General features: G+C 70.7%; 11 protein-coding genes. 7 read left to right on the forward strand and 4 right to left on the reverse strand.

The features are described from left to right. Nucleotides 1-319 precede the first annotated feature (319 nt). Together ATK30_RS04785 and ATK30_RS04790 are read left to right on the forward strand one after the other, a co-directional pair. Nucleotides 320-1,075: an adenosylcobinamide-GDP ribazoletransferase gene (locus tag ATK30_RS04785; RefSeq protein WP_312878580.1), complete on the forward strand. Its 756-nt coding sequence runs from the start codon at nt 320-322 to the stop codon at nt 1,073-1,075. 164 nt (nt 1,076-1,239) lie between these two features. Beyond that, complete coding sequence (locus ATK30_RS04790; protein ID WP_244194518.1) at nt 1,240-2,385, forward strand: hypothetical protein; 1,146 nt, start codon at nt 1,240-1,242, stop codon at nt 2,383-2,385. On the opposite strand, the gene cobC is transcribed toward ATK30_RS04790, so the two are convergent. The 4 genes from cobC to ATK30_RS04810 are packed head-to-tail and all read right to left on the reverse strand — an operon-like array spanning nt 2,382 to nt 7,327. Continuing rightward, nucleotides 2,382-3,389, reverse strand: a complete 1,008-nt coding sequence (gene cobC, locus ATK30_RS04795; RefSeq protein ID WP_101434517.1) for an Rv2231c family pyridoxal phosphate-dependent protein CobC — start codon at nt 3,387-3,389, stop codon at nt 2,382-2,384. The two genes, ATK30_RS04790 and cobC, sit on opposite strands and share 4 nt — an antisense overlap. Next, nucleotides 3,382-4,734 carry a cobyrinate a,c-diamide synthase gene (locus ATK30_RS04800; RefSeq protein ID WP_101434518.1) on the reverse strand — a complete coding sequence of 451 codons (1,353 nt, stop codon included), beginning with the start codon at nt 4,732-4,734 and terminating at the stop codon, nt 3,382-3,384. Before ATK30_RS04800 ends, cobC begins: the two co-directional genes overlap by 8 nt. After that, nucleotides 4,728-5,342, reverse strand: coding sequence for a cob(I)yrinic acid a,c-diamide adenosyltransferase (gene cobO, locus ATK30_RS04805; protein ID WP_101434519.1), 615 nt, complete (start codon nt 5,340-5,342; stop codon nt 4,728-4,730). Before cobO ends, ATK30_RS04800 begins: the two co-directional genes overlap by 7 nt. Further along, nucleotides 5,342-7,327 (reverse strand): putative cobaltochelatase, encoded by a 1,986-nt coding sequence (locus tag ATK30_RS04810; RefSeq protein ID WP_101440636.1) that lies wholly within the window; start codon nt 7,325-7,327, stop codon nt 5,342-5,344. Before ATK30_RS04810 ends, cobO begins: the two co-directional genes overlap by 1 nt. 70 nt (nt 7,328-7,397) lie before the next feature. Between ATK30_RS04810 and cbiE the strand changes: the two genes are divergently transcribed. The 5 genes from cbiE to bluB are packed head-to-tail and all read left to right on the forward strand — an operon-like array spanning nt 7,398 to nt 11,692. Then, on the forward strand, nt 7,398-8,546 hold the full coding sequence (cbiE, locus tag ATK30_RS04815; protein WP_101434520.1) for a precorrin-6y C5,15-methyltransferase (decarboxylating) subunit CbiE: 1,149 nt from the start codon (nt 7,398-7,400) through the stop codon (nt 8,544-8,546). After that, nucleotides 8,543-9,304 carry a precorrin-4 C(11)-methyltransferase gene (gene cobM / locus ATK30_RS04820; RefSeq protein WP_101434521.1) on the forward strand — a complete coding sequence of 254 codons (762 nt, stop codon included), beginning with the start codon at nt 8,543-8,545 and terminating at the stop codon, nt 9,302-9,304. Before cbiE ends, cobM begins: the two co-directional genes overlap by 4 nt. Beyond that, on the forward strand, nt 9,301-10,311 hold the full coding sequence (locus ATK30_RS04825) for a Gfo/Idh/MocA family protein (RefSeq protein ID WP_101434522.1): 1,011 nt from the start codon (nt 9,301-9,303) through the stop codon (nt 10,309-10,311). Before cobM ends, ATK30_RS04825 begins: the two co-directional genes overlap by 4 nt. Then, entirely contained in the window at nt 10,308-11,036 is a 729-nt protein-coding gene (locus ATK30_RS04830; protein WP_101434523.1) for a cobalt-precorrin-6A reductase, read from the forward strand. The genes ATK30_RS04825 and ATK30_RS04830 overlap by 4 nt, the downstream gene beginning before the upstream one ends. After that, nucleotides 11,033-11,692, forward strand: coding sequence for a 5,6-dimethylbenzimidazole synthase (gene bluB / locus ATK30_RS04835; protein WP_101434524.1), 660 nt, complete (start codon nt 11,033-11,035; stop codon nt 11,690-11,692). Before ATK30_RS04830 ends, bluB begins: the two co-directional genes overlap by 4 nt. Nucleotides 11,693-11,694 lie beyond the last annotated feature (2 nt).

Raw genomic sequence — 11,694 nt, forward strand, 5'->3', positions numbered from 1 at the left:
GCGGGCCTTGGTTCAAGCGTCGGGCTGCGGTTCTGGGCGAGATTGGGTCGGTGGACCAGCTCGGGGCGCGGGCTGCGGTTCCGGGCTGGATCGGGTCGGTGGACCAGCTCGCGGTGCGGGCCGAGGGTCTGGCCGGGGTTCAGTCACGGGATCGGCGCGGTATTCGTTCCGCCGCGGATCGCCCCAATGTCACTTTGGGTGCGTGGGACGCCACAGCAACGGCACTCGGCGCGCCCAGCGCAGCATCCACGCCCCCACTTGCATCCAATGTGCCCTTCGGTGCGTGGTGCGCACCCAATGTCCCATCAGGATGCAACCCGTGACGCCTGTAACCGACGGGATCCGCCTCGCCGTGGGCACCTTGACCACCGTCCCGATCCCTGCTCCGCGCAAGATCGATCGGCGGGTCGCTGGGGTGGCGATGGCCCTCGGCCCGCTCGCCGCGCTCCCCCTCGCCGCGGTGGCCGGGCTTATCGTTGCGGGTGGGGTCGCGCTCGGGCTTCCTGCTCTGGCCGTCGCCGCGCTGGCGCTGGGGGCGGTCGCACTGGGCAGCCGCGGGTTGCACCTCGACGGACTCGCCGACACCGCCGACGGGCTCGGTGCCTCCTACGACCGCGCGAAAGCCCTCGACGTCATGCGCCGCGGCGACTCCGGGCCCACCGGTGTCGCGACGCTGCTCTTCGTCCTGCTTGTCCAGACCGGCGCGCTGACCGGCGCGATCTCGCACGGCCACGGGATCGCCGCAGCGGTCTTGTCCGTCCTGTGTGGACGGTGTGTGCTCTCGCTGTGCTGCGCCCGAGGAGTCCCTTCGGCCCGCCCGGAGGGGCTGGGCGCGACGGTCGCCGGATCGGTGCCGATCCTGGTCGCCGCGGCGGTGTTCGTACTCGCGGCGGGATGCGCCGCGTTGACGCCGGGATTGCCGTGGTGGCGAGGAGTTCTCGCGGTGGGGCTCGGTTACGCGGCCGCAGCGGTGTTGCTGGCCCGATGTGTCCAGCGCATCGGCGGCGTGACCGGCGACGTCCTCGGCGGTTGCGTCGAGGTCGCGGTGGCCGCGGCGTTGCTGGCGACCGCCTGAACGAGCTCCCTCGGCAGCGGGTGTGCGTCGGCAGACCCGCCCCGGGCTGCGGCGGAAGCCAGACCCGTGTTACGAAGGGGAGGTTCGCGACTCATGACCGAGGGGACCTCGTGGCATTCAACTCGCCCGCCTCTGCGCGCCTCACCCGGCGTCGGCTGTTTCAGTTGTCCGCCGGTTTTTCGGTTCTCGCCACGGCTGCCTGCAGTTCGACGCAGGAGAGCCCCGCCGCGAACACGGCGTTGCCCAAGCCGGACGGCGCGCTCGGGGCGAACTTCAACGCCGATCCGGACACCATGGGCTGGGACGAGCTTCAGCGATCCGGCGCGAAGTGGGTGCGCGGGTTCACCGCGATGCCCGACCTGGACAAACAGGACGCCGCCGAGAACCCGACGATCAAGACGCTGCTGCAAGCGGCCGATCGCCGGTACGGCACCGTGCTGTCGCTCAAGTTTCCGTATTTTCCCGAGTCCCACAAGCCGATTCCGCGGCCCGGGACCCCGGCGATGCAGGCCGATCTCGCGCGGGTCGACAAGGTGCTGCCCGCGGTCATGGACAAGGTCGACATCCTGGTGATCGGCAACGAACCGTTCATCGAATGCCCGCAGTCCGACTGGAACAACGGCGCGCTCAACGAATTCTACGAGACCGTCGCCGCCCATGTGATCAAGCAGCGCAAGGGAAAGACCGCCTTGTACATGGGTGCGCTCAACAATCTCGAGGATCCGAAGTGGACTGGCGCGGGCACGGAACGCTGGATGAAATACGTCCGCGACACGCCGGAGATCGAGGGCACCGACATCCATCCGCACGTCGCCGCTCCGGACGAGGTTCAGGCGTTTCTCGACTACGTCCTGCCCAAGCTGGGCGGCAAGAAGTTCCTCGTCACCGAGTTCTCGCTCGTCCAGCTGTGGAAAAAGCACCTCTCGGACCGGATCTCCGCAGAGTACGCCGGCAAATACCACGTGCCGGAGGACACCAAGGTCTGGCAGGTCATCCGCAACGCGCTGCACCAGCCGTTCCCCAAGCCTCGGTGGGACGATTTCCTCCGCACCAGCCCGTGGTTCGAGAGCAACAAGCACTTCCTGACCGACCAGATGACGAAGTTCCGCGCGATCGGCAAACTCGCCGTCGCCACCTACGGCATCGACCAGGGCATCTCGGCGGCCAAGGGAGCGGACTTCGGGCCGGACACCCCGCCGTGGCTCCTCAACAGCGTGTTCGCCCGGGCGACCGTCCAGAAGAATCCCGACGGCACCGTTGCGCCGAACTACGCCTGGCTTGAGCAATTCACCGCCCTCCAGAACCGTTAGCCCAACGCGGCGAGGAACGCGTCCGACGTAGCGCGGTCGCGGACGGCGATGCGCAGGTGGTCTGGGCCCAGTCCGGGGAAAGTGTCGCCGCGGCGGACGGCGTAGCCTGCTTCGCGCAGCCGCAGGCGGAGGTCCGCTCCACCCGGGACGCGGATCAGCACGAACGGGCCGCGCGGGGTGCCGAGCACGGGAATTCCCCGGGCGGCCAGGCCCGATTCGAGGTAGTCGCGGTCGGCTTCCGCGGCGGCGGCCAGTTTTTCGGCTTCTTCCAAAGCAGCCGGGCGACAGCAGGCAACCGTCGCCACAGCGGCCAAAGTGGACACTGACCACGGCGGCTGCACGGCGCGCAACCGGGCGATCAGCGCTGGTTCGCCGAGGACGTATCCAGCTCGCAAGCCGGCCAAGCCCCAGGTCTTGGTGAGGCTCCGCAGCACCACGACGCCCGGGATTCGTTCTCCGGCAAGGCTTTCGACCTCGCCAGGAACGGCATCGAGGAAGGCTTCGTCCACCACGAGCACCCGGCCCGGGCGCGCCAATGCCCGAAGCGAGGCGGCTGGGTGCAGGACGGAGGTCGGATTGGTCGGGTTGCCGACGAAGACCAGGTCGGCCGAATCGGGGACCAATGCGGGGTCCAGCCGGTAACCGTCCGCTTCAGACAGGATGACCCGGTCGACAGAACGTCCGGCCGCGCGCAGAGCGGCTTCCGGTTCGGTGAATTGCGGGTGGACCACCACCGCGTGCTCGGTGGGAAGAGACGCCAGCAGCGTGAACGCTTCCGCAGCACCGGCGGTCACCAGGACGTCGTCGAAATCCCGGCCATGTCGTGCGGCAACGGCTTCCGCGGCACGAGTCGGATCCGGGTAGGCGGCCAGGTCGTCCAGGGCGGCGGCGAGTTCCGCGCGCAGCCACGCTGGCGGAGCCGGAAGCCGGACGTTCACGGCCAGATCGACGAGTCCCTCGCCGACTTCGCGATCGCCGTGGTGCTGGAGGTCGTACTCAGCCATGGACCGCCGCCAGGGAATGTGCGCGCACCCGTGCGGCGAAACGGTCCGCCAGTTCGGGATGTCCGGCCCAATGAACGTGCAAATAGGACGCGTGCAGCGAAGCTGAGGCGAACCCGTCCAGGCCGCGGTCCCAGCCCCACGCGGCGGTTTCACCGTGCGCGGGAGCGATTTCGGTGCGATGGAATTCGTGTCCGGTGACCCGCTGGCCGGCCGCTGCGAGCACGTTGTCCGCGACCGCGACTGCCCGGCGGTAGCCGAGCTTCCCCCGTGCAGTCATGGTCGCGTCCGCGGCGACGGCACCGACCATCGGCAATCCGTCCAGAGACCGGCACAGGTACAGCAAGCCCGCGCATTCCGCGCTCACCGGCATGCCCGCGTCGATCGCCGCGCCGACGGCCGTGCGGAGCTCGACATTGGACGACAGTTCGGCGCCATGCACCTCCGGGAAGCCGCCGCCGAAGTACAGCCCGGCACACCCCGCAGGCAAGGTCTTGTCCTGCAAGGGATTAAGGTCCACGACGTCGATGCCGCGAGCGGCCAGCAGTTCGATGTTCTCGGCGTAGCGGAAGGTGAACGCCGGACCGCCGGCAGCGGCGAGCGTCGCCCGTGGTCCATCCCACTCCGGCCCGGCATTCCACAACGGACCGGTCAGCGCAGGAGCACTTCGAGCGACCCGAACAATGGCTTCGAGATCGACCCCGGCAGCGACCCAGCCCGCCAGTTCCGGCAGCAACCGCTGAGACTCCGCGGCCCGTTCGGCCGCGGGAACCAGCCCGAGGTGCCGGCTCGGCGCGTGCACGTTTTCGTTGCGCCGCAACGCACCCAGCAGCGGAACACCGGTCGCCTCCAGCGCCGTGACGATCTCGTCCTCGTGCCGTTGCGAGCCCAGTTTGTTCAGGATCACCCCAGCGAGCCGGACGCGCGTGTCGTACTGCGCGAACCCCAGCACGGTCGCCGCGACGCTGCGCGAGGCCGCCGAGGCATCGACCACCAGCACGACCGGGGCGTCGAGCAGCCGCGCGACATGGGCGGTCGACGCGTATCCTTCGGTGCCCAAAGCGCCGTCGAAAAGGCCCATCACGCCTTCGATGACGGCGATGTCCGCGCCCGCGGAACCGTGGCGCAGCAACGGAACCAGCGTGTCCTCGCCTTGCAGGAACGGGTCCAGGTTCCGCGCCGGGCGGCCGGTGGCCAGCGAATGGTAGCTGGGGTCGATGAAGTCCGGGCCGACCTTGTGCCCGGACACGGTGTGCCCGGCGGTGCGCAACGCGGCCATCAGCCCGGCCGCGATGGTGGTTTTGCCGTGCCCGGAACCGGGCGCGGCGATGACGACCCGTGCTACCACTCGATCCCCCGCTGGCCCTTCTGCCCGGCGTCCATCGGGTGCTTCACCTTCGTCATTTCAGTGACCAGATCCGCGGCTTCGATCAATTCCGGCGGCGCGTAGCGACCGGTGATCACGACGTGCTGATGCCCGGGCCGGGAGGTCAAGGCGGACACCACGTCGTCCACCTCGAGCCAGCCCCATTTGAGCAGGTAGCTGAATTCGTCCAGGACATAGAAATCGTGCGTCTCGGCGGCGAGCCGGCGTTTGATCTCCGCCCAGCCTTCGCGCGCGTTGGCGGCATGGTCCTCTTCCGACCCTTGTTTGCGCGACCAGCTCCAGCCCTCGCCCATTTTGTGCCATTCGACCGGGCCGCCCTGCCCGGTGTCGTCGTGCAGCTTCCCGAGCGCCTTGAACGCCGCTTCCTCGCCGACGCGCCATTTCGCCGACTTCACGAACTGGAACACGCCGATCGACCAGCCCTGGTTCCACGCGCGCAACGCCATTCCGAACGCCGCGGTGGATTTCCCTTTCATCTCGCCGGTGTGCACGGCGAGCAGCGGACGGTTGCGGCGCTGCCGCGTGGTGAGCCCGTCCTTCGGCACGACAGCCGGTTTTCCCTGCGGCATCAGGCAGCCCTCCCCGTCCGTTCGCGCACGGCCGTGGCCAGCGACTCGGCGGCCACCTCGGACAGCGGCACGTGTTCGGCGCCCAAATGCCCGGCCAATTCCGCGGCCAGGCCCAGGCGCATCCGTCCAGTCTCGCAGTCCATCACGATCGTCGTCACGCCGGTGAGCAACCCCGCCGCGGCCTTGGCTCGGGCCACCGCGTCGGAGCCGCTCGTGGCGCGTCCGTCGGTGACGAGCACCAGCAGCGGCCGACGTCGTGGATCCCGGATCGCCTCGACCCGCAACACGCGCGCGGCTTCCAGCAAGCCCTCGGCGAGCGGCGTGCGGCCGCCGGTCGGCAAGCCGTCCAGCCGGGCCGCCGCGGCTTCGACGCTGATCGTCGGCGGGAGCGCCAGCTCGGCCTCCGCGCCACGGAACGTGACCAGACCGACCTTGTCCCGCCGTTGGTAAGCGTCCAACAGCAGCGAAAGCACGGCCGTCTTCACTTCCCGCATCCGTGCCCGCGCGCCCATCGAGCCCGACGCGTCCACACAGAACAGCACGAGGTTGCCTTCGCGGCCCTCGCGCAGCGCGAACCGCAGATCCGCCGAGCGCACTTCGAGACCCGCCCCGGACCGGCCCCGCGCCTGCTGATGCGGTGCGGCCGCACGGATCGTCGCGACCAGGTGCGGACGTCCGTCCCGGACGCTGGGCGGCTGCACGCCGATCGTCCGGCCAGTATCGGTGATCGCGCGCGACCGGCGGCCACGCTCACCCTCGCCGGTGCCTTTCACTCGGAACACCCGTGCCCGGAACGTATCCCCGGCACCAACCGTCTTCTGTGGCGAAGACCCGTTCCCCGGAGGAGTTTCGCCGTTGTCGCCGGGAGGCGGAGCGCCATCGGAACCAGACGGACCGCCGTCGGGCATCGGCCCGCCGTCGTCCGGGCCGGGGCTGCCGCCGGAAGGGCCGTCGTCGTCCGGTCCCTCCGGAGGCGGCTGCGCGTCCTCCAACGCCTGTTCCAGCTGTTCCTCGGAAATCCCCGGCGCGTCAAACGGATTCCGCCGACGCCGGTGCGGCAGCGCGAGCCGCGCCGCGACCCGGATGTCCTCGGTGGTGACCTCGCTCCGACCGGCCCACGCGGCATGCGCGACCGCCGTCCGCGCCGTCACGATGTCCGCGCGCATGCCGTCGACCTCGAACGACGCGCACACCTCGGCGATCTGCCGCAGCGCTTCGTCCGGCAGCTTCACCGACGGCAAAAGCCGTTGCGCCGCTTCGATCTCCGCCGCCAGCGCCGCATCAGCCGAGGCGTAACCCTCCGCGAAACCGTCCGGATCCGCCTCGTAAGCAAGCCTCCGCCGGACGACCTCGACGCGCTGCTCCGGATCCCGGCTCGACGAGACCTCGACGGTCAGGCCGAACCGGTCGAGCAGCTGCGGGCGCAGCTCGCCCTCCTCCGGGTTCATCGTCCCGATCAGCACGAAGCGAGCCGCGTGCGAGACGGAAACGCCCTCGCGCTCGACCGTCGCCCGGCCCATCGCCGCCGCGTCGAGCAGCGTGTCCACCAGGTGGTCGTGCAGCAGGTTGACCTCGTCGACGTACAGCAGCCCCCGGTGCGCGGCGGCCAGCAGGCCGGGCTGGTAGTCGGTGACGCCCTCGGACAGCGCCTTCTCCAGGTTCAGCGAGCCGACGACCCGGTCCTCGGCCGCGCCGACCGGCAGCTCCACCAGCCGAGCCGGCCGCCGGTGCGCGGGAACGCCCTCCGCGTGCGGCCCGTCCGGGCACGCCGGGTCCGGGCTGGCCGGGTCGCAGGAGAACCGGCAGCCGTCCACCACGTCGACGCCCGGCAGCAACCCGGCGAGCGCGCGCACCATGGTCGACTTCGCGGTGCCCTTCTCGCCCCGCACCAGCACCCCGCCGACCGCGGGCGAGATCGAGGACAGGACGAGCGCCAGACGCAGGTCCGGCATCCCGACGACAGCGGTGAACGGATAGGGCTTCAAGAGCACTCCCTCGTGGGTCGGCGTCCGGCCGATCATCGCACAGCGAAGCTCTCGCTTAGGGTGGGAAATCGTGCGCGAAGAATCACGCCTGACGGTGGTCGGGATCGGGGCCGACGGGTGGGCCGGGCTCACCCCCGCGGCCCGCGACGCCGTGCGGCGGGCGGACGTCGTGCTCGGCGCGCGGCGGCAGCTCGAGTCCTTGCCGGAAGACCTCCGCACCCGGCCCTGGCCGAGCCCGCTGCTGCCCGCGCTCGACGAGATCCTCGCCGAGCAGACGGGCCGCGTGTGCGTGCTGGCCAGCGGCGACCCGTACCTGTCCGGCATCGCCACCACCCTCCGTGACCGCGGCTACGCGCTCGACGTCCGCCCAGCGGTCTCGTCGGCGACGCTGGCCCGCGCGCGGCTCGGCTGGTCGTTCGAGGAAACCGAGGTCGTGACGGTCGTCGGCCGCGCCGTCCACCGGGTCGCGCGGGCGTTGGCACCCCGCCGGAAAGTGCTGGTCCTGGGCGGCTCCGCGGCGGAACTGCGCGAGCTGCTCAAAGCCCGCGGGTACGGCGATTCCGCCCTTACCGCCTTGGAAAACCTCGGCGCGGACGACGAGCGGATCACCGACGGCTGGACCCACGACCCCGGTCCGCTCACCGTCTTCGCCGTGCTCTGCCAAGGCCCCGGCCTCCCGCTCGTCGGCCTCCCCGACGACGCCTTCGAGCACGACGGCCAGCTCACCAAACGCGACCTCCGCGCGTCCGCCCTCGCCCGCCTCGCGCCGGCTCCGGGCGAACTCCTGTGGGACGTCGGCGCGGGCGCGGGCAGCATCGGCATCGAATGGTCGCGCGCGCATCCGCTCAACCGCGCCATCGCGATCGAACGCGACCCCGCGCGCGCCGAACGCGTCCAGCGCAACGCCAATACCCTTGGCGTGCCGGAACTACAGGTGGTCACTGGCCCGGCGCCCGAGGCATTGGCCGGACTCCCCCGGCCGGACGCGATCTTCCTCGGCGGCGGCCTGACCGTGCCCGGCGTCCTCGACCGATGTGTCGAAACCGACGCCCGGATCGTCGCGCACGGTGTCACCCTCGAAGCCGAGCAGATCCTGGCCGCCGCGTACGCCCGGCACGGCGGGGAACTGCAACGGATCTCCGTGGAGCACGCGAAACCGCTCGGCGGGTTCACCGGATGGACGCCGTCCCGAGCAGTCACGCAGTGGAGCTGGAAATGACCGTTTACTTCATCGGCGCCGGACCGGGCGCGGCCGACCTGATCACCGTGCGCGGCCGCGACCTGCTCGCGCGCTGCCAGGTGTGCCTGTACCCGGGCAGCATGACGCCGACGGACCTGCTCGCCTATTGCGCGCCGGACGCCGAACGCGTCGACACCGCGAACCTCAGTCTCGACCAGATCACCGCGAAACTGATCGAAGTGCATCGAGCCGGGCACGACGTCGCTCGGCTGTGTTCGGGGGATCCGTCGCTGTACAGCGCGGTCGCCGAGCAGGTCCGGCGACTGGAACCGGAAGGCGTGCCGTACGAGATGGTGCCGGGCGTTCCGGCGTTCGCCGCGTCGGCCGCCGTGCTCGGCCGCGAACTGACCGTCCCGGGAATCGGGCAGAGCCTCGTGATCACGCGCGCGCAGGCGAGGTCCACCGCGATGCCGGACGCGGAAACGCTGGAGAATTTCGCCCGCACCGGCACGACTCTCGCGCTGCACCTGGCGATCAACCACATCGAGCGCGTCACCGGGGAACTCGCCGGGCACTACGGCGAGGACTGTCCCGCCGCCGTCGTCGCGCTGGCCAGCCAGCCGGGCGAAACGGTTGTCCGCGGCACCCTCGCCGACATCGCCGGCCAGGCGCGCGCCGCCGGAATGACCCGCGCGGCCACGATTTTCGTCGGCCGGGTCCTCGCCGCGGGCGGATTCCCGGACAGTTTCCTGTACTCGAGCACCCGCGACCGAGCGAGCCAACCGGAGTCGTTGTGACCGATCTGCGCTGGGGCCTGCTGGCCACCGGGACCATCGCCGCCGAATTCGCCGCGGGCGTCGAGCAAAGCCGCCATGGCGTGCTCGCCGCGGTGGCGTCGCGCACGGCCGAGCGGGCCCGGGATTTCGCGACCAGGTACGAAATCCCGAAGGCGTACAACAGCTACGAGGCCCTCCTCGCCGACCCGGAGGTCGACGCCGTCTACGTCGCCACTCCGCACGCGCTGCACGAGGAATGGGCGATCCGCGCCGCCGAAGCGGGCAAGCACGTGCTGTGCGAGAAACCGCTCACGATCACCGCTGCCGACGCCGAGAAAGTCATCGATGCCGCGCGGCGCAACGACGTTTTCCTCATGGAAGCGTTCATGTACCGGCTGCATCCGCAGACGCGACGGCTGGTCGAGCTGATCGAATGCGGCGCGATCGGCGAGGTCCGCGCCGTGGACGTCACGTTCAGTTTCGACTCCGACGAGAACGACGCGGCACGGCTGGGCGACCCCGCGCTCGGCGGCGGCGGAATCCTCGACGTCGGCTGCTACTGCACCTCGCTCGCGCGGCTGGTTTCCCAGGCCGCGACCGGAATTCCGGCGGTGGAGCCGACGCGGGTCACCGGCATGGCGCGGCTCACCGAAAGCGGCGTCGACGAGTTCGCGATGGGCCTGCTGCGACTGCCCGGCGACATCATCGCCCAGCTGTCCTGCGGCTATCTGCTCACCCAGGACGACCACATCCGGATCTACGGCACCACCGGCCAGCTGTACGTGCCGAAGCCCGCGTGGATCCACGAACTGCGCGCGCCGGGAGTTTCGACGATCGTGCTGACTCCCTCCGGCGGCGAGCCGGACGTCATCGAAATCGAAGCCACCCAAGGGGTTTACGCCCGGGAAGCGGACTACGTCGCCGCGCACGTCGCGGACCGGCAAGGCCCGGAGCTGACCTGGGCCGAAACGCTCGCCAACCTGCGCACCCTCGACCGGTGGCGCACGGCGGTCGGATACGGGCGATGACCGTCCTGATCCTCGGCGGCACCGCGGAAGCCCGCGACCTCGCCGCGCAGCTGCACGAACGCGCTGTCCCAGTGATCTCGTCGCTGGCCGGACGCGTCACGCGACCGCGGCTTCCGGTCGGAGAGGTGCGGATCGGCGGGTTCGGCGGCGTCGAAGGGCTTACCGCCTGGCTGCGTGAAAACGGCGTCCGTGCGGTGGTCGACGCCACGCATCCGTTCGCGGAACGCATCGGGGCCAACGCTTTCCACGCCACCCAAGCTGCCGGCATTCCCCTCCTGCGGCTCGCTCGCCCCGGCTGGCGGCCGGACGGCGACGACCGCTGGCATTGGGCCGACGACCTCGAAGAAGCCGCCGCGCTCCTGCCCGGCCTCGGCACCCGCGTGTTCCTCACCAGCGGCCGCCAGGGCCTGGCCGCGTTCGCCGACCTCGACCCGCTGTGGTTCCTGATCCGCTGCGTCGACCCGCCCGGCCAGCCGCTTCCGCGCCGGCACGAGCTGGTGCTCGACCGGGGCCCGTTCCGTCTCGACGGCGAACGCGCGCTGATGACCGAGCACGACATCGACGTCCTGGTCACCAAGGACAGCGGCGGCGCGATGACCGCCGCGAAGCTGACCGCCGCGCGCGAACTCGGCCTGCCGGTGGTCGTCGTGCGCCGACCTTCCCGACCGTCCACTACCGAAACCGCGGACGTAACCGCCGCTGTCGAATGGGTGCTCAACCAATGACCGAGTCGTTCTACGAAGTCCTGCACCGCCGCCGTGACGTCCGCGCCGAGTTCACCGGCGAGCCGATCGACGACGCCGTCCTCACCCGGGTGCTCGAGGCCGCGCACGCCGCGCCGAGCGTCGGGATGAGCCAGCCGTGGGACTTCGTGCTCGTCCGCGACCCCGCCACGCGCGAGGAATTCGCCCGCCACGTGCACGAGGAACGCGACGTGTTCGCCGCGTCCCTCGACGGCGAGCGCGCGGAGACGTTCGCCAAGATCAAGGTCGAAGGCATCCGCGAATCGAGCCTCGGCATCGTCGTCACCTACGACGAGCAGCGCGGCGCCCCGGCCGTGCTCGGGCGGCACGCGATCGCCGACGCCGGGCTGTACTCGGTGTGCCTGGCGATCCAGAACCTGTGGCTGGCCGCGACCGCGGAGGGGCTCGGCGTCGGGTGGGTGAGTTTCTACCGCGAACCCGCGCTCGCGAAACTGCTCGGCATCCCCGCCGGGATCCGCCCGGTCGCCTGGCTGTGCGTGGGCCCGGTCACCGCGCTGGCCGAGGTTCCCGACCTGGAGCGGCACGGCTGGCGCAGCCGCGCGCCGCTGGCCAGCGCGGTCCACTACGAGCGGTTCACGCCCCGGGACGAGGGGTCCGCGCAACCGCGTCAACCATGACC

Origin of the sequence: Amycolatopsis echigonensis (assembly GCF_002846615.1) — a bacterium.
GTDB lineage: Bacteria > Actinomycetota > Actinomycetes > Mycobacteriales > Pseudonocardiaceae > Amycolatopsis > Amycolatopsis echigonensis.

What these genes read in the sequence shown, in the direction of transcription:
- cobC (WP_101434517.1), bottom strand. Translation starts at nt 3,389, where the DNA reads ATGGCTGAGTACGACCTCCAGCACCACGGCGATCGCGAAGTCGGCGAG.
- cobO (WP_101434519.1), bottom strand. Translation starts at nt 5,342, where the DNA reads ATGCCGCAGGGAAAACCGGCTGTCGTGCCGAAGGACGGGCTCACCACG.
- cobM (WP_101434521.1), top strand. Translation starts at nt 8,543, where the DNA reads ATGACCGTTTACTTCATCGGCGCCGGACCGGGCGCGGCCGACCTGATC.
- ATK30_RS04830 (WP_101434523.1), top strand. Translation starts at nt 10,308, where the DNA reads ATGACCGTCCTGATCCTCGGCGGCACCGCGGAAGCCCGCGACCTCGCC.
- bluB (WP_101434524.1), top strand. Translation starts at nt 11,033, where the DNA reads ATGACCGAGTCGTTCTACGAAGTCCTGCACCGCCGCCGTGACGTCCGC.